Annotated in this window: 20 protein-coding genes; 13 read left to right on the top strand and 7 right to left on the bottom strand. The window is 39.2% G+C overall.

Going from position 1 to position 25,896, the window contains the following annotated elements; genetic code table 11:
• Positions 1-189: 189 nt before the first annotated feature.
• Together FXW07_RS13390 and FXW07_RS13385 are read left to right on the top strand one after the other, a co-directional pair.
• Positions 190-2,985 (top strand): SIR2 family protein, encoded by a 2,796-nt coding sequence (locus tag FXW07_RS13390; protein ID WP_229395873.1) that lies wholly within the window; start codon positions 190-192, stop codon positions 2,983-2,985.
• Between the two features lie 651 nt (positions 2,986-3,636).
• A complete protein-coding gene (locus tag FXW07_RS13385; protein ID WP_229395872.1) occupies positions 3,637-5,322 on the top strand; it encodes a phospholipase D-like domain-containing protein in 1,686 nt (561 codons plus the stop codon).
• A gap of 487 nt (positions 5,323-5,809) precedes the next feature.
• Here FXW07_RS13385 and FXW07_RS13380 read toward each other — a convergent pair whose 3' ends face one another.
• On the bottom strand, positions 5,810-6,067 hold the full coding sequence (locus tag FXW07_RS13380) for a hypothetical protein (protein WP_229395871.1): 258 nt from the start codon (positions 6,065-6,067) through the stop codon (positions 5,810-5,812).
• 299 nt (positions 6,068-6,366) lie between these two features.
• Here FXW07_RS13380 and FXW07_RS13375 point away from each other — a divergent pair, with 299 nt between their 5' ends.
• Positions 6,367-6,891 (top strand): GNAT family N-acetyltransferase, encoded by a 525-nt coding sequence (locus FXW07_RS13375; RefSeq protein ID WP_229395870.1) that lies wholly within the window; start codon positions 6,367-6,369, stop codon positions 6,889-6,891.
• A 256-nt stretch (positions 6,892-7,147) separates the two neighbouring features.
• On the opposite strand, the gene FXW07_RS13370 is transcribed toward FXW07_RS13375, so the two are convergent.
• Positions 7,148-8,827: a hypothetical protein gene (locus tag FXW07_RS13370; protein ID WP_229395869.1), complete on the bottom strand. Its 1,680-nt coding sequence runs from the start codon at positions 8,825-8,827 to the stop codon at positions 7,148-7,150.
• Between the two features lie 672 nt (positions 8,828-9,499).
• Between FXW07_RS13370 and FXW07_RS13365 the strand changes: the two genes are divergently transcribed.
• The 4 genes from FXW07_RS13365 (at position 9,500) to FXW07_RS13350 (ending at position 14,135) form a co-directional block, all read left to right on the top strand.
• Positions 9,500-9,808 carry a hypothetical protein gene (locus FXW07_RS13365; protein WP_229395868.1) on the top strand — a complete coding sequence of 103 codons (309 nt, stop codon included), beginning with the start codon at positions 9,500-9,502 and terminating at the stop codon, positions 9,806-9,808.
• 18 nt (positions 9,809-9,826) lie between these two features.
• On the top strand, positions 9,827-10,600 hold the full coding sequence (locus FXW07_RS13360) for a CPBP family glutamic-type intramembrane protease (protein WP_229395867.1): 774 nt from the start codon (positions 9,827-9,829) through the stop codon (positions 10,598-10,600).
• A gap of 1,114 nt (positions 10,601-11,714) precedes the next feature.
• Complete coding sequence (katG, locus tag FXW07_RS13355) at positions 11,715-13,913, top strand: catalase/peroxidase HPI (RefSeq protein ID WP_276573350.1); 2,199 nt, start codon at positions 11,715-11,717, stop codon at positions 13,911-13,913.
• Between the two features lie 24 nt (positions 13,914-13,937).
• Positions 13,938-14,135 carry a catalase-related domain-containing protein gene (locus FXW07_RS13350; RefSeq protein WP_229395866.1) on the top strand — a complete coding sequence of 66 codons (198 nt, stop codon included), beginning with the start codon at positions 13,938-13,940 and terminating at the stop codon, positions 14,133-14,135.
• 241 nt (positions 14,136-14,376) lie between these two features.
• Here the strand turns inward: FXW07_RS13350 and FXW07_RS13345 are convergent, their stop codons facing one another.
• The 3 genes from FXW07_RS13345 to ltrA form a co-directional block, all read right to left on the bottom strand.
• Positions 14,377-15,096 (bottom strand): CDGSH iron-sulfur domain-containing protein, encoded by a 720-nt coding sequence (locus FXW07_RS13345; RefSeq protein WP_229395865.1) that lies wholly within the window; start codon positions 15,094-15,096, stop codon positions 14,377-14,379.
• A 550-nt stretch (positions 15,097-15,646) separates the two neighbouring features.
• Positions 15,647-16,702 (bottom strand): SMP-30/gluconolactonase/LRE family protein, encoded by a 1,056-nt coding sequence (locus FXW07_RS13340; RefSeq protein ID WP_229395864.1) that lies wholly within the window; start codon positions 16,700-16,702, stop codon positions 15,647-15,649.
• A gap of 769 nt (positions 16,703-17,471) precedes the next feature.
• A complete protein-coding gene (gene ltrA, locus FXW07_RS13335; protein ID WP_229395863.1) occupies positions 17,472-18,950 on the bottom strand; it encodes a group II intron reverse transcriptase/maturase in 1,479 nt (492 codons plus the stop codon).
• An 853-nt stretch (positions 18,951-19,803) separates the two neighbouring features.
• Between ltrA and FXW07_RS13330 the strand changes: the two genes are divergently transcribed.
• Positions 19,804-20,076 (top strand): hypothetical protein, encoded by a 273-nt coding sequence (locus tag FXW07_RS13330; protein ID WP_052727877.1) that lies wholly within the window; start codon positions 19,804-19,806, stop codon positions 20,074-20,076.
• A gap of 357 nt (positions 20,077-20,433) precedes the next feature.
• On the top strand, positions 20,434-21,447 hold the full coding sequence (locus tag FXW07_RS13325; RefSeq protein WP_229395582.1) for a transposase: 1,014 nt from the start codon (positions 20,434-20,436) through the stop codon (positions 21,445-21,447).
• A 229-nt stretch (positions 21,448-21,676) separates the two neighbouring features.
• On the opposite strand, the gene FXW07_RS13320 is transcribed toward FXW07_RS13325, so the two are convergent.
• The gene (locus FXW07_RS13320; RefSeq protein WP_229395862.1) at positions 21,677-22,195 is read right to left on the bottom strand and encodes a TIGR00725 family protein; all 519 of its coding nucleotides are present in this window, start codon (positions 22,193-22,195) and stop codon (positions 21,677-21,679) included.
• A 270-nt stretch (positions 22,196-22,465) separates the two neighbouring features.
• Positions 22,466-22,987, bottom strand: a complete 522-nt coding sequence (locus FXW07_RS13315) for a DUF367 family protein (protein WP_229395861.1) — start codon at positions 22,985-22,987, stop codon at positions 22,466-22,468.
• Between the two features lie 632 nt (positions 22,988-23,619).
• Here FXW07_RS13315 and FXW07_RS13310 point away from each other — a divergent pair.
• The 4 genes from FXW07_RS13310 to FXW07_RS13295 all read left to right on the top strand — a co-directional run bounded on the left by FXW07_RS13310 (position 23,620) and on the right by FXW07_RS13295 (position 25,734).
• Entirely contained in the window at positions 23,620-24,189 is a 570-nt protein-coding gene (locus FXW07_RS13310) for an HdeD family acid-resistance protein (RefSeq protein WP_229395860.1), read from the top strand.
• Between the two features lie 33 nt (positions 24,190-24,222).
• Complete coding sequence (locus tag FXW07_RS13305; RefSeq protein ID WP_229395859.1) at positions 24,223-24,603, top strand: hypothetical protein; 381 nt, start codon at positions 24,223-24,225, stop codon at positions 24,601-24,603.
• 281 nt (positions 24,604-24,884) lie between these two features.
• Positions 24,885-25,208, top strand: a complete 324-nt coding sequence (locus FXW07_RS13300) for a hypothetical protein (RefSeq protein WP_229395858.1) — start codon at positions 24,885-24,887, stop codon at positions 25,206-25,208.
• 250 nt (positions 25,209-25,458) lie between these two features.
• Complete coding sequence (locus FXW07_RS13295; RefSeq protein WP_229395857.1) at positions 25,459-25,734, top strand: ArsR family transcriptional regulator; 276 nt, start codon at positions 25,459-25,461, stop codon at positions 25,732-25,734.
• Positions 25,735-25,896 lie beyond the last annotated feature (162 nt).

Here is a 25,896-nt window from a genome sequence, read left to right as displayed (position 1 = left end):
AGACTTCTAAGTTTAAAAGTAACCTGTTTTTAAATCACTTTTTTATTATATTTCCTGCTCAGCTACTCAAATCCTTCGATTAGGCGGTTATTTTGAAGTTTATATTGAAGAACAGTGAAAAATCGTAACATTTTAAAAGTAGTATTTCTCATTTAATTTTAATTTATAACCAAAATAATGGTGCTCTATATGTCAGACTCTATAAGAGCTTTAGCTAACAGCATGGTTTCAAGAAAAATTTCCGGTACTGATCCGTATATATTATTTCTCGGTGCTGGAGCATCAATAAGTTCTGGATGCTCAAGTATGATGCAAATTGTTGATGATGTCTTGAAACAGTATGCTAATTCAGAGTTTGATAAATGGGAAACTGAAATTGAAAATGCAACCCAAATAGAGAAAAAATTTGGAGAACTTCTTAGAGAAAGCAAAAACAAAGAGAAACTCACTCGTTTTTATGATATATGGGGAACATTAGATCATGAGACTAAATACTCAATTCTTAGGCCACATTTATGGGATCGCAAAAAACCTTCAGAAGGATATGGTAATTTAGTTAAACTCATAAAAAAAGGCTATATTAAGAAGATTCTTTCTACAAACCTGGATAGTTTACTGGAAAGAGCCCTGAATAATGTAGGATGTTACCAACCAGATGATTTTGTCCTAGTTGTGAATAAAAAAGATCGACGTGAAGAGATAGTTGAACAACTTAACTCTTCCCACTCTCCTTTAAAAATAATTAAATTACATGGTACTTTAGAATCACCAAGAAGTTATGCTTTTAGACCAGAGGAAATCTCTGATTTTGAAAAGGAAATAAAACCGGATCTGTCTCAATTAATTAACCAAAGTCTAATTATTGTAGGATATAGTGGACAAGATCGAGACATTGATAAGCTTTTTGAAGATGAAGGTAAAGAAATCCATTTTGTAAACCCCTCAAAACCAGAAGTAGAAAGCAGAATTTCCCAGACATTAATAGTTCGTGGAAAAAGCAAAATAATAGACGGAAGCGATGGAAATTTTGATAATTTTTTTGAAAAACTACTGAAATATGTAGAACTTGAAGAAGGAAGAAGCAATGCTTCATATTCTAAACCGTCAATAGAAGGATTTTTAAGAAATATAGGTTTTGGAAAGGAATTAGAAAATTCACGAAGTCGTTATAAAAATTTAACTTCCCTTTATGTAAAACCCACAGAGTACAATGAAATATATTCAAAGTTAGAAAAAGATCATATTATATTCATAATCGGAGAGCCTCATTTAGGTAAAACATATACTGCAATCCATCTGCTTTGGGAATACTACCAAAAAGACTATGAAACACTGCATATAAGACATGATAATTTAATAACAATGCTTCACGAAAATGAAGGAAACCTTAAAAAGCTTCTTTTATCTTTAATATCTTCTAAAAAGGGAAATCCTGTGATCATTCATTTTGACGATCCCTTTGGCGAAACAATGGAACGTAGAACAGATGAATTTGCCAAAGGACTAAGTGAATTTTTGATATTATCTAAACAGTATGAACATTTAAGAATTATTGTAACCACTAGATTGAATATTTTTAGAGAAGCTCTGGCTGAACAAGATTGTCAGGATATTGAAGGACTTGAAAAAGATCTTAGAGTTCATACCTCGTACAAATCAGAAGTTCTTGTAGATATATTACATAGATACACTCAGTTTTACAAACCTCTTTGGGCAACTGACGAAAAAGTAGTTCAAGTACTAGATGAAAAGTTGCCTGAAATGCTTCCAGCTCCTCACAACATAGAATTCTTTGTAAGAACTTCAGAAAGACTTACTTCTTTAGAAGAAGTACTTCAGCATGTCGATAAATCTAAGGAAATGGTAAGAGCATTGGGAGAATGGATGACGAGCTTATCTGACCATGAGCAGATCTTCTTAACATGGGTAGAAATTCAATCAACCTCAAATATACTCTTTATAAATTATTCTGCATCCAAAATAGATCTTGAAGATGCATATAGAGAAACTTTAGCATTTTTGTACAAAAAAAAGTACATATTTAGTATTCCTCCAAGTTCATTTTCAGTTGACAAAGATAAGTTTGATATGATACTTTTGGAAAGTAAAGGGAAAAATTCAAAAGTAAGTAAATTTGACTTTGTACACCCTTCTTATCATGAAGCATTTTGGTACACTATAAAGAATGAATCAAGATTGCTTCATTGGTGGAGAATATTGAAAGAAAAATGTGAAGAGATACTAGTCGATTTAGATAATAAATTGGATTGCTTTCAGTTACGTATGATTGAAAATTATGGGACAGTAAACAGAGATTTAGATAAATTATTACTCATATCAGCAGAAAGTGAAGATATTAATGAAAAAGCCATAGCCCTTAAACATATGATGGAACGAATTGAAGTGTTTGGAGAATCTCATTTATTTACTTCTTGCGTAGAAGCTGTTGTTTCATCCAGAAATACAAATTACAAGATAACATTTTTAAATTTACTTTCTAAAAACTTCGACTCGTTGCCACCGAGAATAATAGATAGATCAATGCTGCTTCTTGTTAATGAAGTAGATGAAATTCAACAGAAGTATTTGAAAATATGCAATGAAAATAATAATAATTTATATAATGTAGGTACTAGTCCCGAGTTAAAGATATACTCATTAGTGAAAAAATTTCAATTGATTGAGATATTAAACGAATTTCTAAACCAAAGGGAAATAAATGTAGAAATCTCAGACAGCTTGCTCCAAATAACTCTTAGCGAATTTAAAGAATTATTCGAAAAGAATATAAACTTGGGACATGATCTTGTGGAATTAGCCTGCAGAAAGAAGTTACGTGAAGAAGTGCCATATGAACAAAGAATAAATTTACGAGATATTGAAGATTATCTGTATATTGCAATGGGTATACCCGATGATATGTATGATTATGTTTGCAGATTTACATTTAAAAACGAAGATCGATTCGGTTTAAAAATCAAGTGATGAACATAAAACTAAAAATGAATAGATTTTAGAACAGAGTCCGAATACCTTATAGCGTGTCTTAAAATTAAATTTTATTCTACAATTGGGACAGGAATTACTCATTTGAACTGAAAAACAGAGGCAAGAAGCAAATTTATTCATTGTAGAATTTATAGCCCGTCAAATTATAAATAAAATAATTTAGGGCGTAGAAATCAATGCAAGAGGTTGTTTGTTTTACCTTTTCCTTATTCCCAAAACTTCTTCGTCTTCACATAATTCCTCTCCACAATCAGAATATCCCTGTAAAACGCCTCTTCATCCCCTATCATTTTTTCAATCACCATTGACGCCGTATCAGGCCCAATTCCCCAGCTGGCAAGCGCAATAACCGCCTATTTTCCCTACAAGCTGACCACGCTTGCGTTTCTGTAAACTCTCTGTATTCGTTTCTTTTCTTCGGGGAAACTTTGACCTTTTTTACCTATTTTTTAACAATCTTGATTTCCTCTTCCTCCCAGGGTTTGAAGGCTGCAACCATTTAGAGTTTTAGAGTAGCCAATGAATCCAAATCACAATGTACTTTCGTTTTATTTTTGATACTAACATCTTTAAATTCTGTTCTTTTGTAATTTATTATTACTAAAATTATATAGGGAGCGCATTATTATGCCTTTGAGCAAATTGTCTAAGAATGAAGGATTGGCAGTCACTGCTTATGATGGAGACGGTACGGTTCTTCTGGCATTTGATATTGATGAGGAGAAGACGAAAAACCTTGCAGGCTTTGCGGTGAAGGTTATTACTCCGAACAAAGGTCCTTACAGGTCGAACAAGTACTGGTTGAAGAACAGGCTTAGTTTTAAGAGAGAGCTTTCAAGTGAAACTGAACTTACTCCTGAAATGTGGGAAGATTCGAACAAAGCTCCTTTTCAGATATTCCACTGGGTTCATTTTCCAAGCGCAGGCCCTGGGAAATACGTTTACACTGTTTATGCGTGTTATTTCAATAGCAATGGATCTGTTGATTTAGGTCCCAGCGTTCAAACTGAAGCAGACCTGAGTTATCGTGCTTTTCCCAATCTTGAACTGGGTTTTACTAGGGGGTATATTTCGTCTCAGGCTTATGCCGACAGGTTTGATAATAAGGCTATCAGGCCGAAGACCAAGTCCATTGATTTCGATACTGCTCCATACCAGGCACAATATACATGGCTGGGTGCTCACGCAAGAAAAATGGTTTTCGATTTTCTTGAAGAGTGCTTGAATGATGATTCGATTAGTGTAGACGTATTCGCTTACGACTTCGACGAACCTGACATTATTCGAAAACTTGCTGCTATGGGGCCTCATGTTCGTGTATTTCAGGATGATGCCACGCTGCACACTAAATCCACGGCGGTTGAACCTGATGTTGTCAACAAGTTGAAGCAGGCAGGAGCGTCTGTAAAAACCGGTCATTTCTCCCGTTTTGCGCATAACAAAGTAATGATTCAAAAGAAAAATGGCAAAGCTGTAAAAGTGCTAACAGGTTCAGCCAACTTCTCATTAAGAGGATTCTACGTCCAGGCTAACAGTGTTCTGATCTTTAATGACCCCACAACCGCTGAACTTTATGAGCAGGCATTCGAACAGGCTTTCAATGATCAAAAAAAGTTTAAATCCTCAACCATCGCATCACAATGGTTTGAAGCAACAACGGATCATAACCCTTCGGTCTCAATCAGCTATGCTCCGCATAAAACAGCATTCTCCCTGGAAACAGTGTCTCAAACCATAGATTCGGCAAAAAGTTCGGTCTTCTTTGCTGTTATGGAGACTTCTGGAGGAGGACCTGTGATGCCAGCCCTTGAGAACCTGTCAAACAGAGATAATATTCTCTCTCTTGGAACTATCGAAAAAAACAGCCAGCTAAGTTTGTTCAAGCAAGGGAAGAATAGTGGAGTGACAAGCTTTGAGTTCCTGGAAAAGGACATTCCAGAGCCTTTCAAGGAAGAATATAGCGGGGGGAGGGGACAGGTTATACACCACAAATTCGTTGTCTGCGACTTTAATGGCGATAATCCGGTCGTGTACTGCGGCTCTTCCAATCTCTCCCAGGGTGGCGAAAAAAGCAATGGTGATAATTTGATCGAAATCCGGGATGTAGATATAGCTTACTATTACGCCATTGAAGCTATCCGGCTATTCGACCACTACAGGTTCAGAAGCCTGCATGAAAACAGTACGTCAAACAAACCATTGCAACTCGATACAACAGATAACTGGGTAAAACCTTTCTACAACCCAAATGATCTAAGGTGCCAAACCAGAAAATTATTCATCGGCACACAACAATCTCAAGGGCCAAAGTAACAGTAACTCATAAAAAGGGCTCTTCTTTTTTTGTGTGGATATCCTCATAATGTCCTCATAATGTCCTCAAAAACCAATGCGGCCTTGAATTGAAAATCATCTCATCCATCGGAAATGACGAAGAGCCTTATGAAAAAACAGCGCCCGGTTCTGTGGGTTTTGTAAAGCCAAGAGTTTTGAGGGCTCCTGGATCTTTGGGTGAAAAGTGTTAAAGATGTTATGAAATGACATGTTTTTTCGCAATCAATTTTTGGTTAAATTGTTCAATTGTTGTGTTAGTTGGCATCAGTGTAAATGTTTCTATGAAAGTGCAGAAATAAAGTGAATAAGACAAATAGAAAAGCAAGGAGAAGAGTGTAAGAAAACGCTTAATTTTATTCCGCTTAATTTTATTCCGCTTAATTTTATTCCTTTTATATTTTTGTATTTATCGTATCCGATCTTTTTTCACAGTTATTCGGTTTTAACATCCGATATCCTTTACTATTTAATATTCGTCGGTTTCTTCGGGGTACGCAGTGAAAGGGAACGCTTCAGCCAATCCAAACCCGCCAGGAATAAGGACATGGAACGTTTCCCTTCTTTCCCCTTTCTCTACTTCCAGCTTTTCAATATGGCTCAGATTTGTTTCAAAACCCTCTTTGGGTTCCTTGAAATCCTTGATATCTTCAAGGTCAAGTACTCCACTGGAGCAGTACAACATTTGAACATTATCTAAAATCCATCTCTTACTCACTAATACCATAATCCCACCACTCTACTATTTAACTTTTGAACCGTTAAAACACCCCCTGGTTTTCTCAAATACCGAGAATGGATCACTTCGGTAATGATAAATTGTTTATCTGGATCTCTATTTAACGTTTAAGGATCTAAAAATATGATAGAATTCAACTCTTGCATATACACACAGTTACCAGATTCTTTAATAAAACTCGGGCATTCAATCTGGATTTGTTGCAAAAGTTTTAGAAACTAAGGGCAATACAAAAATTTTTATATATGTCGTAATAAATGCCCGAATGAATGTCAGAGAAGTACTTTATGGATGACCTCGAATTAATAAAACCGACTACAACGTTTGAAGAGGCTGCTTTAGAATATAAAAAAGAACACTTTGATATCGGAGAATATGAATTACATGGTAGCGCTCTGCTTGACAAAATAGATCTTTACTCGGATTGGCTCAAAATTATCGAAGAAAACTCCAATGAAAAAACCGTACATAGTGATTGGGTAGTCGCAAGTACATTTTTTGTTGTTCGTAAGTCTGATCAAAAAATTATAGGTATGATTGATATTCGGCACAGCCTAAACGACTTTTTACGTAATTACGGGCACATTGGTTACGGTGTACGCCCCTCCGAACGCAAAAAAGGTTATGCCACACAAATGCTGAAAATGGCACTTGATTACGCGAGGCAAATTAGATTATCAAAAGTGATGCTGGCATGTTACAAAGACAATGAAGCTTCATGTAAAATAATTCAAAAGTACAATGGTATCTTTGAAAAAGAGATTTTACATCCCAATGGAAAAATTGTACAGGTATACTGGATAATATTATGAGCTTTGTGTAGCTAATGAAGATGGATACGTGACCAGCCTAATTATACAGTTTTTTGAGAAGCGACCATATGAAAAACGAGGTTAGTTGTTTCATAGTAATCTTCTGTCCTGTATTATTTTCTCCCCTTATTTTTTCCCATCATTTTCTCCCCTTATTTTCTCTCATTATTTTCTCTCATTATTTTCTCTCATTATTTTCTCTCATTATTTTCTCTCATTATTTTCTCTCATTATTTTCTCTCATTATTTTCTCTCATTATTTTCTCTTGAGTTTCCATCCTCCATAAAGGCAGGTTAAGCTTGCCAATAATCCAAAACCTGGAGTAGAGTTATTTTTGCTTTGTTTACCCCCAGCATCAGATTCAGAATCACTATTATTGCTTGAATTGTCAGGTTTTGTCATGGATTCTTCTTCAGGTGTTATAAAAACAACCGGGACGTTGGTAATATTTTGTTTTCTTGCTTCTTCGTCAATTATCTGGTAAACCTCTTTAACTATAGTGTTCTGTTCTTCGGAAGACAAAGTTTCGTTAATTTCTATTTCCAGTCTTATCCTTGCCCCATAAGTTATTATCTGACCCTTTTCCATATATGGCGTCATTTTTTTCTGTATTTGACAAGTAATCGTATACAGTTTTTCTTGCCATAAGTTTATCTCATTCGGGTCTTTTAACAAAGGAATGATTCCATAAGCTGCAATTGTTTTATTCAAAGGCATGGTCGGTTTGTGCTCCATAACCTCTTCAAGAGTATTAATATCTGATTTGGATAGATTCTCTGTACTTTTTCCAAACCAGTACCAGCCATTAATACTTTCCAGGTAAATTTCCTCCCAATAGGTTCCGTAACCAAATTCTACCGGAACGTCCTGTATACCCATCTCTTTTGCAGAGTCGTCTATTAGAGTGTACATCTCATCCATCAAAGGCTTGTCAACATTGCCATACTTGAACAAAATGACAAAGTATCCCCTGTCATTAATTCCGCATGACATTACCTCTCCATGGGGATACATATATTTTGAAGCAACCGGATCTTCTATCCTGTTACTGAGTTCTTCAAGAGTAGAGTTCCAGTTTTCTTTTTGTTCTTCACTTTCCAGTACAGGAAGTTTGCCGTATCTGCTAATTACAGTATTTCCCAGTGAGTAAAGTCCAAAAAAGTAATTATAGTACTCATAGTTCACATTAGTTGCTTCGGAATTCAGGTAATCATCCAATGTTACTGGCACACTGATACAAATTCCTTTACTAGCCGCTTCTTGTTCTATAGATTTAGTAAGCTGATCGCTTGCCTGCCAGCTCTTTAAATTCTCCTCCACCCCATTCTGTAATCTCCTATCAAAAATTGACCAAATTCCGGGATCCGTTTCAGTTGCAGGTCTATCCGGTATCACTTCAAGAGTATATGCATCTACAAATATCCGATGCTCATCCCCTGAGGCTTTGTCTTTTATTACGGTCATTGCCCCAATACTGGGATAGCAATATACAACCACCTTGGTTGATTTTATTTCACCGTCTGGATATTCATTTCTGGCAGTTTCAATTGATTTATTCACTGCTTCAGTTATATTATACAGAACCGGAGTTTGTTCGATAACCTGAATTGACTGCCCAAGGGTCTTATTCGCCCCTACGTCGACTCTACCTATCAGGCTGTTATTTTTATATACAGAAAATTGATAATACAGTTTCTGCCCGTTTGGATCATAGAGTTCTAATGGCTTGGGATCGATAGATGCTCCTTTCCACTCTTCAAATTCGGCATCGTTTGCAATAAAATTTATTATTTGCGCATTTGCATGTTCAAAAGCTACCTCTTCAGTTACAGAATAATCATTTTCATTTTGAGCATTAACAGCCGGCACCAATGCGACAGCAGCCAGAAACACTGCCAAAAGCAGTACTCTTGTTCCAATTTTGTTCCTGATCATTTACTTCATTCCGAAGAGTCTATTTTCCTTAGAAGGCAAAATAACACAAGCTTAAAACACTCAAAGCTAACTCAATAATTCCTCTTAGAGCGTATCTTATGGAGTCTTTGGTGGTCTAGAAGACTACATTTGAACTTCATAAACCCCTCTTTGCTGACTCTTTATAAGTTTTCCGTATAAAGTGTTACATTATGCAATTTTCGTGAGAATTTGAACGTGAAGCCATTTTCTTATCTTTGATTGTTCAAAGATTCGCACAGAAAACATATATATGACCCGATTGCCGCAAGTAAACTCATATGCTGTCAACAAAAAGGGAATAGTTCTTATTTTAAAGTCTGACTTTGTTAGCTGGTTGCAATCTAGTTGTAAATTTTGGCACTAAGTTGAATATTTATTTAAAAAATGCTTGCAGATCGCGGTATTTTCATGTTAAACGAACACGATATTCTTTGAATAACATGCACAACCTATGAAAATGCTTGCAGATGGCAGTATTTTCATGTTGAATTAGTTCTTCGTTGTTTTGTGCGGATGTCCTCATAATGTCCTCATAATGTCCTCATAATGTCCTCATAAAAACCAATGAGGTTTTGAATTGGAAATCGTCTTATCCATAGAAAATGACTAAAAACTAAAAAATTTAATATACTACTAAAATTTAATTTGAAAATGTCAAATTTCCAGATTTTAAATTTGAACCTGTACTTCTCTCCACGCTCGATATCTGCTCACAAACTGATAGGTTCCTTCCTCCAGAATCGTTCTGATAGGGTTCTTACTCCAGAATCGTTTCCAGTTACTCGTAATTATAAAAGAGTTTTATTCATCCGTTATTCTGCCCAACCGCTAATAGGAACATTTAACCCAGTAACAGTTAACCCCTCAATGTTCAAGCCCTTTGTATTCAACATGGAATTCCCTGGAGAAGAAAGGTGGCCATTGGAAAATATCGGACATCAGGAGAAAATAATTAAATGAAGTAATATGGAGATAAAAATGAAAACAGAGTGGAAATTATTTATAATCTTACTAATTGCATGTATCTTTGGAGTTATATTTGTACTTCCTTATACTCTTACTCTTCAAGGAGAATTACTTCAAAATTTACCCGTGCCTTTATACGTCTTCCTGGCTGCTCAGGTTATCCAAAGTATGATCCTGTTTGCGGTTGCCATCATTATTGGCCTTCATCTTGCCAAAAAAGTCGGACTTGGCCTTCCAATCCTTGAAGGATGGATTGAAGGCAGAGAGGTTAAAAGTTATTTAAAATCCATACTTGGAATATCCATTGGGCTTGGAATGTTAGCCGGTATCCTGATAATTGGACTTGATTACCTGTTTTCCTTTGCGGGTGTAACAATTAATGTAGCTCAGGCAGGTCAGCTAAATCCTCCGGCATGGCAGGGCTTCCTTTCATCGTTTTATGGTGGAATAAACGAAGAGATCCTTTTAAGATTATTTTTAATGACTCTACTTGTTTGGATATTTTTTAAAATTAAAAAAACAGAGGATGGAAAGCCAACAAACGCAGATATGTGGTTAGCTATTATTCTGGCAGCCGTTATTTTTGGTATTGGCCATCTACCAACTTTGTTAGCAATTACAACACCCAGCCCGCTGTTAATTGTCCGTACCATTGTTATAAATTGTGTTGCTGGAATTATATTTGGATGGCTTTACTGGAAAAAAGGTTTAGAATCAGCTATGATATCGCATTTCTCTGCTGATATAGTATTGCATGTGATTTTACCATTGATCGTAGTGATTTGAAGAATTAGTTTACATAAACAGGACTTACGCTCGTATGATGTTAAATCAAGTGCATTCGGCGCCATAAAGCAAATTCGGCGTCATAAAGCAAATTCGGCGTCATAAAGCAAATTCGGCGTCATAAAGCAAATTCGGCGTCATAAAGCAAATTCCACATCATTACACGGTATACTTTGATAAAAATATTATCAAACTTCCAAAGATTGGAAAAGTTGAAGCGGTTTTTCATAGAAAGTTTGAGCCTTCTTCAAAAATCTGGGCTCTTCGTTGTTTTGTGTGGATATTCTAATTCAAATTTGACCTTGAGAGACAGAGGATGGATATGTCCTTATTGCAAAACCAAACACAAGCAAAACCAAACACGATAGAGATGTAAATGCTGCAATCAATATAATAAAAATTCTATCTTCTATGTCAAAACCTAATAGTTATCTGACACCTGCGGAACGTAGGGGATGGGCTCGTGGACTTGCGAGCAGTGTTTCGAGGGATGAAGCAAGAAGCTCCTTCTTCGCCGTCAGGCAGGGAGGGATAGTTCACTACTCAATATTAAATAGATATCCGTGGTTATATAGTTTTTAATATTGAATTTGAATAATTTCTTTAGGGATAAAACTAATAGTAATGATTAAAAGGGGGAAATATAGCCAGAATCGGAGTCGTAAGACCTGAAGTAACGAACTTCCAGGATTGGAAAGGCAAATTCGACAAGAGGATGACGGTTTGAAAGAATAGCAATGGACTTTACATGAGCTGTATTATGATGAAGCCTATTAAGAGGCTCATGTCGTTCATACCGAGCTAGTTTCAAAATTCCGATTATTCATGTATTATATAAAGCAGATTTTCCATTCGACTTGATAATCTTGATTTCTTTACTCCAAAAAATTGGCATGGAAGGATTAGAGGTAGTTTTGAAACAAGCTCACAGTAAAAGATGATAAATTGGAAATGGCAAAACATCATGTAAGAATTTCAAGCTTTTTAAAAGCGGACCGAAATTGATCTCTCTGGCAAACGGCACTCAATTCTTCCAAGAATGGACAAGATTTAAGAGATTGCATACTAGAGAGTTGGTCTTGAATTTTTATTAATAGTTGGGGTAGGTAACGTTATGACTGACGAAAGAAAGATTCCTGAAATGGGCAGAACAGACAAACAAGAAACCGGTAAAGGCATGTCGAACCGCGACTGGTGGCCAAACCAGTTGAAGATCGAGATCCTGCGCCAGCATTCTTCCAAGTCCAACCCTATGGGTGAGGACTTCAACTACGCGAAAGAGTTCAAGAGCCTCGACCTGGCGGCTGTGAAGAAAGACCTCGCGGCGCTGATGACCGATTCGCAGGACTGGTGGCCAGCGGACTTTGGTCACTATGGCCCTTTGTTTATTCGCATGGCGTGGCACAGCGCCGGAACCTACCGCGCCTTTGACGGCCGTGGCGGTGGCGGTAGAGGCCAGCAGCGCTTTGCTCCGCTCAACAGTTGGCCGGACAACGTCAACCTGGACAAAGCGCGTCGCCTGCTCTGGCCAATTAAGCAGAAGTATGGCCGGAAGATTTCATGGGCCGACCTCATGATTCTTGCGGGTAACGTCGCCCTGGAAACAATGGGTTTCAAAACGTTCGGTTTCGGAGGCGGTCGCGAGGATGTATGGGAGCCGGATCAGGACGTCTATTGGGGCCCTGAGGATACGTGGCTGGGTGGTGATAAACGCTACTCCGGTGACCGGGACCTCGAAAATCCGCTCGCTGCCGTGCAGATGGGGCTGATCTACGTCAATCCTGAAGGCCCGAACGGCAACCCGGATCCGATAGCAGCGGCCAAGGATATCCGCGATATTTTCGCTCGCATGTCCATGAACGACGAAGAGACCGTTGCGCTCATCGCTGGCGGTCATGCCTTCGGTAAAACCCACGGTGCCGGTCCTGCGTCCCATGTCGGGCCTGAGCCAGAAGCGGCCAGTATCGAGGAGCAGGGCCTCGGTTGGAAGAGCAGCTTCGGCACCGGCAAAGGCGGTGACACGATCACCGGCGGCCTGGAGGTCACCTGGACCAACACGCCAACGAAGTGGAGTAACAACTTCTTCAGGATCCTGTTCGGCTACGAGTGGGAATTAACGAAGAGCCCGGCCGGTGCATATCAGTGGCAACCTAAAGGTGGCGCAGGTGCCGGCACGATTCCGGATGCCCACGATCCGTCCAAGCGTCACCCGCCAAGCATGATGACCACTGACCTTTCCTTGAGGTTCGACCCCATCTACGAAAAAATTTCAAGGAACTTCTACGAGAACCCGGATCAATTAGCGGATGCATTCGCCCGCGCATGGTTCAAGCTAACGCACCGCGACATGGGTCCGCGCGCCCGCTACCTCGGTCCGGAAGTCCCTGCTGAAGAGCTCATCTGGCAAGATCCAATCCCCGCAGTCAATCACAAGTTGATCGATGAGAAGGACATTGCCTCCCTCAAGGACAGGATCCTCACTTCTGGGCTGTCGATCTCGCAACTGGTTTCGACTGCCTGGGCATCGGCGTCCACCTTCCGTGGCTCTGACATGCGTGGCGGTGCGAATGGTGCACGAATTCGCCTCGCTCCACAGAAGGATTGGGAAGTCAACCAGCCAGTCGAGCTGGCGAAAGTGCTGAACACTCTCGAAGGTATTCAGAAAGAGTTTAACAGTGCGGCCTCCGACGGCAAGAAGGTCTCTCTTGCTGACCTGATAGTTCTGGCTGGTTGTGCAGGCGTTGAGCAGGCTGCGAAAAATGCTGGTCACGATGTGACGGTCCCCTTCTCGCCAGGGCGCATGGATGCTTTGCAGGAGCAGACCGATGTTGTCTCCTTCGCCTTAATGGAACCGATTGCGGATGGTTTCCGCAACTACCTCAAAAGCCAATACACTGTATCAGCCGAGGCGTTGCTTGTTGACAAGGCGCAATTGCTGACGTTGACCGCACCAGAGATGACGGTTCTCGTTGGCGGTATGCGCGTTCTAAACACCAACTTCGGACAGACCCAGCACGGCGTTTTTACCCTGAAGCCGGAGGCGCTAACAAACGACTTCTTCGTGAACTTGCTTGACATGGGCACGGAGTGGAAGGCGGTATCGGAAGCAAGGGATATGTTTGAAGGGCGCGATCGCAAGACTGGCAAAATCAAGTGGACCGGTACGCGTGTCGATCTCATCTTCGGTTCTAACTCCCAGCTCCGGGCTCTGGCCGAGGTTTACGGAAGTGCGGACGCGCAGGATAAGTTTATCCAGGACTTCGTGGCAGCCTGGACCAAGGTAATGAACCTTGATCGCTTCGACCTCGCTTGATCGCGTATAAATGTCTTCAAGGGCTTGAAGATCTTCAAAACAAACGACTTTGCTCAGGCTGGAAAAAGGTATCGTTCGCCTGACAGGACAGGGCAGAAACATATGATTGGCAAACTTTTGGACGACCTGAGCCACGTCACCATTCCAGCTGTTCAAAAACGTGAAAACGGAAAATTACGGCAGGCTGATAATTACGGCAGGTTGATAATTACGGCAGGTTGATAATTACGGCAGGTTGATAATTACGGCAGGCTGATGATACTTTGCAGATCTGTAGAGCCAGAAGGAATTAGAGGATATCTCAAGATAAAGAAGACTATCTAAAGAAGACTATCCTCGAATTTTCTATTTTTTATCGCGGAATCACCCATTGATTGCTTTCACTCTGGCTTTTGGATTGCCTGATTGTATGCGAGATTACTATTTCCGCAAGTTAAGAATCTCTATGAATCAACGAACTCACTCATTCCAGGCCCCATTTCTTCCTGAACTCGAGCTTCTGCTGGCTGTTCATCCAGTGGCTGCCATCACAGTAGGGCTTGTTCTCAGACTTCCCGCAGCGGCAGAGGGTTACTCTGTTCCGGGATTCGTACATGCTGCCATCGGCAGATTCGATGGGGACACCGCCTCGAACCCAAAGGGGGCCTTCACAACCTTTTTGTTTGTCGTGAACCAGTACAATAGATGGTTCAAATTCTTTTTCAAAGGGTTTGCCTGTCTTCTTGTCCCACAGGACCAGCCGTCCCGACGGGCAGATCATAGCTTCCTCTATGGCGGTTTTTCTGGCTTCCGGGTCGTCTGATTTTTGTATGAGATTCCTTATTCCGCCAGACCGCTGGCAGAAACGGGAATGGTCGCAGAGTTCGTAGGCATCGGTGAGTTTTAGATCAGGACCTTCAAATGTTTCCGCTTTTTCTAGGTAAGGCTTTCTGCTGGCTGTTTCGCTACCGTTAAAACCGATCTTGCGGTGGGTCCCATCACAGAAGGGCTTGTTTTCGGATGAGCCACAGCGGCATAGAATATAGGACTCCCGCCGGGGGTATTCCTTTATATCAATTAATTCTCTGGTGTGGCCGTCGTCATCGGTGACAATTACCTGTTCTAAAAGCGGCACTCCACCTGTAACGCGATACGGTCCGTCTTTGATTATCTTAATCCTCATTTCTTTCTCATTGACTGCCATGATCATAATCCCCCATTACCTCTTATAATGCAGTTCTGGATGTTTAGTCTGACTATTCTTTCTTCGTTTTTGCCTGTCCCGTGCCAGCCACCAGAACATGGAAGATCGCTATCCAGGATACAATATCCGAGGGGATATAATATATTTTTAGTTCTTTATCTCACCTATTCAGCAACAGATTGTCTATTCCAGCAAGACATGGTCCAGTTAAATACAATCTTTTCACGTTTTTTCAAGCTCGACATGAGTAAATTAAATTAATCTGAAAACTTCTCTCCACGCCCGCATGCTCATGAAGAGAACAGCTATCAGGCGGTCGCTGACAAGAAAGGAGAAAAAGCAGTAGAGAAGGGAAAAATGCAAAAATCCTTTAAAAAACAGCATCAAAAGACACAATCCTCAAATTGGTTTATTCCCTACACGAGGAAGGTTAAGGTAATTAAAAAAGCGTTATTCGCGGTGTAGCCAGAGTGTTCGTGCTGATTCAAAAGAGCACTCTGAGAAAAAATACATGTTGGAGTTTTGATAAAAAGTTTAAAAGAGGATGACTTCACCATTTTTTACATCTAAATATTACTGTTAAAACAAGCATTGCAGCAACAGGTACAATAATTGAAGGGAAATCTGAAAAATTAGTGGTAGATTTACTGATATTTGGAGCAAACTTCTGAATGCATAGTATACTATAATCGGCAACATAAACATTACCCGAAGAATCTAAAGCAACACCAAATGGTTCATTAAATTGTCCGTTGCCGGTGCCATACGAACCCCATTTTGTAAGGAAAGTTCCGTTGCTATCGAACTTCTCAATTCGATCTTTATGCAAAAAGGCAACATAAACATAGCCAGAAGAATCTACAGCAACACCTGATGGATTTTTAAATTGTCCGTTGCCGCTTCCCGAAGAACCCCATTGAGTAAGGTATCCACCGTTGCTGTCAAACTTCTGAATTCGATTATTATATTGATCGGCAACATAAACATTGCCCGAAGAATCTACAGCAACACCTATTGAACCATTAAATTGTCCGTTGCCGGTGCCTAAAGAGCCCCATTGTGTAAGGTATCCGCCGTTGCTGTTAAATTTCTGAATGAGAGAATTGTGAGGATTGTCAGCATAAACATTGCCCAGAGAATCTACAGCGATACCGGATGTACAAGAATAGTGTCCATATATATGTTCATAGCCGCTGCCATTACAAACCCATTGTGTAAGATATCCGCCAGTGCTGTTAAATTTCTCAATGCGATTGTTGCTTGGATCGACTACATAAACATTGCCCGAAGAATCTACAGCAACACCAGATGGTTCTTCAAATTGTCCGTTGCCGGTGCCATACGAACCCCATTTTGTAAGGAAAGTTCCGTTGCTATCGAACTTCTCAATTCGATCTTTATGCAAAAAGGCAACATAAACATAGCCAGAAGAATCTACAGCAATACTTCTTGGATAACTAAAAACGTTGCCGGTGCCATACGAACCCCATTTAGTAACAAAATTATAAGTCTCAGCATGCGCAACCGAAGAGCTCAACAATCCAAGAAATAATAAAACCAAACAAAACAATATTTTCCCAGAAACACTAACTCGTTGATATTTCATTTTTGAAATCCTTCCTTGTTTTATTTCATCTACGATCTTTAAAAGTCCAAGCTATGATTATATATTAAAAATTTCCTTGTTTAATGTGTAATTATATTAAATATTCAAACGATTGAATATATATAAGAATAATATAATAGAAAAACAATTGTATAGAGACAGTAAGCTATCTCAATCCACATTTCGACCCCTGCCAATAGGGGCAAATAATTCCTGTATATTGGCCATTTAATTAATAGGACCTCAACAAAATGGCATATTTGTACCATGAATTTGTACAAAAATGCCAGAATTCGAAATATGAGTTGAAGGCTATACATATTGAATCTTAATTCTAATTAGAGACTGAATCTTTTTTACGAATTCAGATTTTCAATCAAGAAACCTAGATTCGGCAGGTAGACATAAGGAATTTGAACATTTTTATTGATATCGTTTTTTGAACATTTGATAAATATACATTAGATTTAAAGTTGGTTAACGTGTGGTTCAACTCCCACGACACATATAAATACTGAATCATTTTTCCATTAAAGTTTAGTATGAGAGATTATGTTTGGATCATATGTAAACCGCACAACTGCACATAATAAGGGGCCCTCATTTCAAAACCGCAATCGGTAAAAATTATCGGAAATGAAATGTCGACGTTGAATAAGAAAGAGCGATTACTCGCTCTCCCTCTTCTAAGAACCGTACGTGAAAGTTTCCCTTCATACGGCTCAAGCATTCTATAACCTTTTCTGTATCAGGCAGCAGTTTTTTTTTTTCAAATGGAATGTCCTTTCCGGAAACTTAATTTGTATTGACGTTCACGGAAATAATTCGTGTCAAGAAACGGATTCATTTTCAGCTTTAAAGGAATATGCCTACAGATTCTGGTTTTGGATAAAAGCAATAAACCATTTATTCCTGTTCTGAAATTCCACCTTCTGGAAGTACTTCTTTTCCAGTACTTGTTGACAATCCAATCTTTGGATTTATTTGGATGTCTTCTTTTAGCCCATTTCCATAACAGTTCCCATATTATGTGGTCAAGTTTCTGGAAAGTATCCGAAGAAACCACAGAATTATGGTAGTTGGACCAGCCTCTTATTATGGGATTTAGTTTGGCAATTAAAACCTCCTGAGACCATGCTCTTCCTTCCGTTATGGTTTGACTGATTGTTTCAGTAAATATTTTAATGGACTTTTTGGAAGGTTTGGTCAGAAGCTTACCTTTATACTTGCGGAAATTCCAGCCGAGGAAGTCAAAGCCTTCATTAATGTTTGTGATAAGGGTTTTTTCATCAGAGAGCTCAAGACCTCGTTCTTTAAGAAAAGCAACAATTACATCCTTAATTTCTCTCGCAGTTTCTTCGGAATTAGCAGTGACTATGAAATCGTCAGCGTATCTTATGAAGTTGACCTTCTTGGAATTTTTCCCTCTTTTAGGGTACTTAGCAAGAAGCAACTTCTCGATGCCGTCCAATGTCATATTAGCCAGAATAGGAGAGATAATCCCACCTTGAGGCGTACCTGCTTTCGTTGAATTCAAATGATGTTTATATATGAAACCTGCTTTCAGAAATTGAGTTAGTATAGCTTTTTCCATTGGAATATTAGTCAGTAACCACTGATGATTTATATTATCGAAACATCCTTTAATATCACCTTCCAAAATCCATTGAGCTGAAATCTTCTTACTCAGACATAGAAAGATTTGCTGACAGGCATCCTTGGTACTTCGATGTTTTCTGAAGCCAAAAGACCGTAGGTCAGACTTAATTTCAGCTACGGGTTCCAGAGCCAGTGAATATATAAATTGGATAGCCCTGTCATACATTGTAGGGATACCTAAGGGACGCTTCTTCTTCTTACTAGGTTTATTGATGAAGACTCGTTTAAGCGGTTTGGATTTGTATCTTTTACCAGTGAGACTAAGGACAGCTTTCATTTTGGAGGCAGAACTTAACCATTTTTCACCATCAATTCCAGATGTCCTTTTTCCTTTATTTTGAGTAACTTTTCTTACTGCCAGAAGTTTGGCATAATAAGAATGAGTCAGTAAATACTGTAATCTCTTGGCAAGATTCCATTTGTTTTGTAGGACTGCTTTTGTAATCCGGGTTTGCAACTTATTAACTCTCTTTTCGACTTGATGCCAGTTGATAGTTTTCCAATTATGGCAGAGTTGAGCGTTTGTAAGCTTCTTATCCAGAGAGGATATCGTTGAACAACTTACATTCAGAAGTTTGCCTCCTTTCATACAATAGAATACCGATAAGCAAGTATGCACCCTTTCGGGTAGGGCAAAGTTAGAACCCTTATCCATTCCATTACAGAATGGCTTTCGCTTTTTGCCTAAATCCTCTGCCCTCTATGCCATTAATTTCCTTCACAGGATCTCTACCTTTCCTTTTTTTTTTCAAAAAAAGAAGAAGAAGAAGGAGCATATAGGGTTTACCAAGTTCTATACTACAAATAATGTAAATACCTTAGAAGCCATCTGTAAACCGAGAATCATTTGTCCATTTGCTATAATGTCGGCAGACCCATTACAGCCTGATTCTATACCTTTTGGTTTAAGCGCATCCAACCTGCTTTCGCTTATTCTAGATCACGATTCTTACGATGGTTCACTTTACGTTCTTCATAGTATTCTTATCCTAACCAATTATCAAAGTCAGGTTCCTTGAGTTCTTGATATTGTCATGTGAGCTTCACACACAAACGTTACCATTTATGCATGTCACACTAGGATTACCTCAAATGGAAAAGGTAGCGTATGACGCAATTCATAGTATAGCTTCTTGTCGCACCTGCCTAATCTAGGAAGAAATGCAAAAATCACTATATTTTGGAACAGAGTCGATTAAAAACCCATCAAATTTGAAGAGGATACAATTAATCTGAAACTTACCTCCACGCCCGCATGCTCATGAAGAGAACAGCTATCAGGCGGTCGCTGACAAGAACAAAGTAAAAATAGAATAGACAGTTGCCATAAAAAGAATGGTATCCTCTTCAAATTGTATGGGCGAAAGCAGTAATGTATTTTCGACCACATAAAAACTATAATAGTAGTTCCATTTTCCCTTATCATATTTTGGAGTAGAAAAATGGAACTTGAAGCTTTAAAACAATTGCTTGCTTCACTGGACATCAATCCTGATGAAATTAAAGATGAAAGATATGCCAAAGCTTTTCGCATTTTGTTTGCTATAATTGAAAAACAGAATGAAGAGATTGAATTCCTCAAGGCAGAGAACCAGAAGCTTCGAGATGAAATCAACTTACTCAAAGGTGAAAAAGCCAAACCTAAGATTCGTGGCTCTAAAAAGCATGAAGACATTTCTTCTGAAAAAGAGAGAAGAAAAAGAAAGATTCCATAGGATAAAGAGCCTAAATCTAAACTGGACAAAGTAGAGGTTCATCGAACTGAAACATGTAAAGTTAATAGATCCAATTTACCCAGTGATGCGTATCTTAAAGGTTATAGAGACGTAATAATTCAGGATATATCCATAAAGCCTGAGAACACAAAATACAGGATAGAGATATTTTATTCTCCTTCTGAGCATAAAACATATGCAGGAAAATTGCCACAAGGCGTAAAGGGTGAGTTTGGTCCTGGGATCAAATCTCTTATAATCACTCTTAATCATGTTGCTAATGTTTCAGAACCCAAGATACATGAATTCCTAAAAAATAKCGGTGTCCATATATCTAAAGCCACTATTTCTCGAATCTTGACAAAAGATATTGATATTTTTCATCAGGAGAAAGCCGAGATTTTTCTGGAAGGTCTTAAGGCTACGCCTTATCAGCAGATTGATGATACAGGTGCAAGAGTCAATGGTGTCAATTATTATACTCAGATTCTTTGCAATCTTTATTATGCTGCTTATTTTACAGTTCCAAATAAGAACCGGGAAACCATTTTAGATGTGCTTTTATGTGGAAAAGAAAAAACGTACTGCTTTAATGAGGAAGCATTTGATCTAATGAAAACGTTTAATGTTTCCCAAAGATGGATAGAAAAGCTCTCTTCTTTAAAAAACAAAATATTCAGTGACGAGGAAATGCGTCGAAAACTGGATTGTATTTTTTTGCATGGTAGAAAAACTACTAAGAAGAAAGTTCTTGAAGCCGGTGCAATTGCGGCATATCATCAGATGACAAACATACCTGTGGTTACCACACTTTTGAGTGATGATGCACGTCAATTCAGGCAAATTGCATATCATCATGCTCTTTGCTGGATTCATGATGGTAGAAACTACAAGAAATTGAGGCCAGTAGTTCCTTATCATAGAGAAAAGCTGGAAGCTTTTCTGGACAGGTACTGGGACTTTTATGGTGAGCTTTGTAAGTTTAGAATAAAACCAGATTCAGAGGTAGCGGAGCAATTATCCATTAAGTTTGATCAGTTGTTTTCTACCAAAACAGGATATGAACAGCTGGATGAAAGAATCGCTAAGACGAAAGAGAACAAGGAACAGTTGTTAAAGGTACTGATTTTGCCAGAGATTCCGCTGCATAACAATGCAGCGGAACTGGCAGCAAGAGCAAAGGTCAGAAAAAGAGATGTGAGCCTTCAAACCATAACAGAGGAAGGAACAAAAGCAAATGATACATTTATGACGATTATTCAGACAGCAAAGAAACTGGGGGTAAGTGCATATCAGTACATATGCGATAGAGTCAGCAGTATATGTGAGATGCCATCTTTAGCTCAAATCATCAGAGAAAAAGCTCAGTGAGTGGAAATTGAGGGGTTTCCACTCAATTTGAAGAGGATACGTATTTAGCTGTTTTTTAACTGTGTTTTAGTTGTATTAAGCGGTATTTAGCTGTGTTTTAGCGGTATTAAGATGTATTAGGGTATATTAGGATGTATTAAGAATTATTAAGAAGTATTAAACTGTATTAAGATGTATTAAGCTGTATTTAACTTTATTTAACGGTATTAAACTGTATTTAGCTGTTTTTTTAGTACTTTTCCCCAGTACTTCCCTTTAAAGATGCTCCCTTATCTTCAATCAGCCTGAAAGCAAGTTCTACGGCTTCTTCCGGATTTTTTGCCCTGTGAACGCCTTCGATTTTCCAGCCTGGTTCAACCACGACTACAGGTTTCCCCATCTTCAGACCCAGAGCTATCTCCGAAAGTGTTCCGTATTCTCCATTAACCGCAATCAATGCATCCGAGGACTGCGCTATAAGAGCATTTCTGGCATGCCCCATTCCGCTAACAACCGCAATATCTATCCAGAGATTTGCTTCTTCCCTCAGGGCTCCGGGCAAAATCCCCAGGGTTATTCCTCCTTCCTGCTTTGCTCCGTATGCAGCAGCCTCCATAACTCCGCCCAGACCTCCGCAGAGCAGAACCGCCCCTCTTTTTGCGATCTCTCTTCCCACCCTTTCTGCAAGAGCCCTGACCTCGCTGCAGCAAGCCCCTGCACCTATAACTCCTATCTGTTTTCTGGCCTCTGCTTTCACAGGTACGTTCATTGCGCAAACACCCTTTTCTTCATTTCAGGTCTTTTAAGAGTATTTTTCTTAGAATAAGCCCGAATTTGCTGGTTTTTAAAAATAGTTGAAAATAGTGGATATTCAGAAATTATGGACAATATATAGTCAAAGATACTGGACAATGGATAGTAAGAGATAATAGACAATATATAGTCAAAGATACTGGACAATGGATAGTAAGAGATAATAGACAATGGATAGTCAGAGATAATGGACAATGGATAGTCAGAGATAATAGACAATAGGTAATTAGAAGTAATGACTCTGAATTTCCACGATCTCCGTACTGTTCTTTGCGGTTGCATACTCTTCAAGCGGTTCCTTATTGAGTTCAAGAAAACTGTGCCCCCAGTTAAACTTGGAGAGGACTTTTTCAGCCTGTTCTTTATGCCCCAGAATGTAGAGAGCTGCTGCAAAAGCTTCGGCTGAATTAAGTTTGAAGGGCCTTCCGAAATTTACAGGATTGCCTGCAAGCAGGTATGGAAGGGCCCTGTGCTCAAGGTTCAGCTTCGCAAGTTCGGGAAAAACCCTTTCCACTTCTTCCCAGGAGCAATCGAGTACGATGATACCTTTTCTGTAATCGTCGGCAGGAGAAATGGCTTTTTCTGCAGTAGGGTCAAGAAGGATCGCTGACCTTGGCAACCTTGAGATCCTGTCGTAAAGACGGGCAAGGTCAAAGCGAGCCAATTTCCTTCCGGTGCATTTTTTCGGGTCACACTGCCCGGCATGATAGATATAAAGGGGAATATCCCGTTGATTTGTCGGATTCATTACTGATCCTCTGGACGATGAGATACTATTTAAACAGCTTCCTTATTTACCTGTTTTCTCTTTTATCTGCTTGCCTGCGGAATGTTATCGAACATTTTTTATTAACTCGAAAACATTTTGAAAACAAATAATAAAATAGTTTATATATAATAATTAATATATAATTATTTAGACCACTGCTTCGTCTCTGGTAAAGCTTGAAGATGGATAAATATTGAAAACCTATATTTTATAGTATCCTATCTTGTGATGTTGAGCGATAAATAAACATTTTACGTTAGCCTGCGTCATACCGGTAATTCGCGATGGAAAAAGCGTATTCATTAAAATTGCATTTAGTAAAAGTGCATTCAGTCAATGTTCTTTAACAGCAATGTTATGCGGTATTTATGAGGGGAGATTGCACAATCATGGCTGACTCCATCGATGAATTGAACCTGGAGAAGGAGACTATTCTTCTTTGAGAGGGGGAAGGATATTCTCTTTGACTCGGGCTATTTCTAAAAGCAAATAAATCATCCAGAAGCACGAAGTCCCATATGGGACAAAAGATATTCCTTTGACGGTGCTCAGGTATTATTCCAGCCGCAGGGAGTACTGGTTGAAGAACTAATGTTTGGGGAGTGGACTATATGGAACAACCAGCTGATGTTACGGAACAATCAATTGAATCTGAATATGAAATTGGGTATGAAATACTGCAGGTACCCTGGTGGGTGGTTCTTCTGGAAGGGATCATTGCCATACTTGTAGGAGTATTCCTCCTATACAGGCCTGCAGCAACCACTGTTTTTCTTGTACAGATTCTTGGTATTTTCTGGCTGGCAGAAGGGATTCTTTCTGTCATAGGGGCTCTGATATTTTCGGGAAATAGGGTATGGAAATTGCTTTCGGGTATCCTGAGCATTATTGCAGGAGTTGTTATACTGACATACCCAATCTACAGTCCTTTCATAGTCCTTACATTATTCGTTATTTTCATAGGGGTATGGGCTATTATCAACGGGGTCGTAAAAATTGTCCTGGCCCTTAAAGGAGGAGGGTGGGGAATAGGAATCATCGGTGTCCTCACCATAATTATCGGCCTGCTTCTTCTAACCAATTCTCTGGTAGGGGTCCTGTTCTTACCATGGATATTCGGTTTTTTCCTTATTCTCGGAGGAATCGGGTCACTTATCTGGGGATTAAAAATGAGAACCTGACGCAGGCTATCGCAGGACAGGGGGGATTTAAGTATGGAAAGACCTATTGGTGTCACAATACTAACTTTTGTAGCTGTTGTTCTGGCGTTTTTAAACGCTATTGTAATGCTTCGGTTTCTCGGCTTTTTGCCCTTTTTAGGGGTAATCGAGGGCCGTGTTTTCAATCTATGGTATGCACTGCTTTATGGCCTGCTCGCCTACATATGGGTGTGGCTGGCTCAGATGCTCTGGCAGGTGGACCAGCAAGCCTGGATGTTTCTGGCTATTATTACGATATTCAACCTGTGCATTGATTTTGTGTTACTGGTTACAGGAGGTTCATGGTATGATGTGAATTTATCAGTTCTCGCGAATACCCTAATTCTCATCTATATCATGCTGCCGGGTGTAAGGGAAGCATTCAGAATGGGTTAACGAGCGAAGATGCAGGTGGCATAGATTACGGTTCTTAAGTAATGAAAAAAGTTTATGCCTTCCTGCTTCTTCTTTAATTTCTGGGTCTACTGGCTGTAAACATAATTATGTGAGCTTTTTCCTGCAATAAACAGAATGAAGTAAGCTTCTTCCTGTGGATAAACAGAATGAAGTAAGCTTCTTTCTGTAGATAAACAGAATGAGATAAGCTTCTTCCCGCAGAGATTACGCCTTTATATTTTACTACAGGAGGCGTTGACATAGAAAGAAGAACTGCCCTGATGGGTTCCATAGTTATTGTGGGCCTGGTTGGAGGAGCCACTAACCTCATTAATGAAAGTACTGCTATTCCAGAAGATCTCAAGCCTTCCATGATATCGGCAGTAGAGGATAACGCCCGCTTTTTGAGCGATGAAGAATTGACAGCTATCCTGAAAGATGCTTCTCCTGACCTTTCACAGAAGGTCTTGAGAGTAAACGAAATCGTTCGCATCCACGGGATAAAAGCTTCCCTCTGGGGACTGGTGGTTTTTGCGATACTCGGCATAATTGTCTCAATCTTTCTCCCGTCTAAGATCCTGGTTCATTCGCAAACTGAGATATAAAAATAATCGATAGCTCGAAAGAATATGAGAGGATTTAAGGTTGGATGAATTTTTTGAAATATATTGCAGGATGAATATGCTTTTTCGATTTTATTCATTTTATTGAGAGTAAAAGACGTCTATCTATTTTCTGGTAATACTATTTGAAAAACAGGACTTTTCTACTAAGCAAAATCCTTGAACTAATCTATTAAGGAATTTAAATTTAAGGATGATAAAATATATATTTATCCTTTATAAAGTAAAAGTGATGAGATCTAACCTGATCACAATTCTTTTGTCTTCCGAAAAAAGGACCGACCTGCTTCTCCTCCTCAAAGAAAAGCCTCGAACCATTGAAGAGATCAATAATGAGCTTGATACGAACTCAGTCGCGATCCTGCCCCAGCTTAAAAAACTGAAGGAAAAAGGGCTCGTGATTCAGGAAGAAAAGATATATGAGCTTTCCATTCTCGGGAAAATCATTGTTAGAAAAATGGAATCTCTTGTAAAAGCCTTCCGACAACTTGAAAATGATTGCAAGTAAGTGGACTTTGAGATATCTTCAAAAATCTGCAAAACGCAAAACCTTCTTCCTGAACCTGCTAATCCGGCAGCCTATTCAAAAAACCGTTTTCCGAATTAGCTACCGACAGCCTATTTGAGAGTGAAGTAAAGACCCGGACGACATCTTCCTGTCACCCTCAAT

Origin of the sequence: Methanosarcina sp. DH1 (assembly GCF_020804205.1) — an archaeon.
Taxonomy (GTDB): domain Archaea; phylum Halobacteriota; class Methanosarcinia; order Methanosarcinales; family Methanosarcinaceae; genus Methanosarcina; species Methanosarcina vacuolata.
The sequence above is the reverse complement of the archived record's forward strand: the minus strand, read 5'-3'. Positions and strand labels throughout refer to the sequence as shown.

Coding starts and splice junctions, on each gene's coding strand:
- FXW07_RS13390 (WP_229395873.1), top strand. CDS start 190: ATGTCAGACTCTATAAGAGCTTTAGCTAACAGCATGGTTTCAAGAAAA.
- FXW07_RS13385 (WP_229395872.1), top strand. CDS start 3,637: ATGCCTTTGAGCAAATTGTCTAAGAATGAAGGATTGGCAGTCACTGCT.
- FXW07_RS13380 (WP_229395871.1), bottom strand. CDS start 6,067: ATGGTATTAGTGAGTAAGAGATGGATTTTAGATAATGTTCAAATGTTG.
- FXW07_RS13375 (WP_229395870.1), top strand. CDS start 6,367: ATGGATGACCTCGAATTAATAAAACCGACTACAACGTTTGAAGAGGCT.
- FXW07_RS13370 (WP_229395869.1), bottom strand. CDS start 8,827: ATGATCAGGAACAAAATTGGAACAAGAGTACTGCTTTTGGCAGTGTTT.
- FXW07_RS13365 (WP_229395868.1), top strand. CDS start 9,500: ATGTCAAATTTCCAGATTTTAAATTTGAACCTGTACTTCTCTCCACGC.
- FXW07_RS13360 (WP_229395867.1), top strand. CDS start 9,827: ATGAAAACAGAGTGGAAATTATTTATAATCTTACTAATTGCATGTATC.
- katG (WP_276573350.1), top strand. CDS start 11,715: ATGACTGACGAAAGAAAGATTCCTGAAATGGGCAGAACAGACAAACAA.
- FXW07_RS13345 (WP_229395865.1), bottom strand. CDS start 15,096: ATGGCAGTCAATGAGAAAGAAATGAGGATTAAGATAATCAAAGACGGA.
- FXW07_RS13340 (WP_229395864.1), bottom strand. CDS start 16,702: ATGAAATATCAACGAGTTAGTGTTTCTGGGAAAATATTGTTTTGTTTG.
- ltrA (WP_229395863.1), bottom strand. CDS start 18,950: ATGAAAGGAGGCAAACTTCTGAATGTAAGTTGTTCAACGATATCCTCT.
- FXW07_RS13330 (WP_052727877.1), top strand. CDS start 19,804: ATGGAACTTGAAGCTTTAAAACAATTGCTTGCTTCACTGGACATCAAT.
- FXW07_RS13320 (WP_229395862.1), bottom strand. CDS start 22,195: ATGAACGTACCTGTGAAAGCAGAGGCCAGAAAACAGATAGGAGTTATA.
- FXW07_RS13315 (WP_229395861.1), bottom strand. CDS start 22,987: ATGAATCCGACAAATCAACGGGATATTCCCCTTTATATCTATCATGCC.
- FXW07_RS13310 (WP_229395860.1), top strand. CDS start 23,620: ATGGAACAACCAGCTGATGTTACGGAACAATCAATTGAATCTGAATAT.
- FXW07_RS13305 (WP_229395859.1), top strand. CDS start 24,223: ATGGAAAGACCTATTGGTGTCACAATACTAACTTTTGTAGCTGTTGTT.
- FXW07_RS13300 (WP_229395858.1), top strand. CDS start 24,885: ATGGGTTCCATAGTTATTGTGGGCCTGGTTGGAGGAGCCACTAACCTC.
- FXW07_RS13295 (WP_229395857.1), top strand. CDS start 25,459: ATGAGATCTAACCTGATCACAATTCTTTTGTCTTCCGAAAAAAGGACC.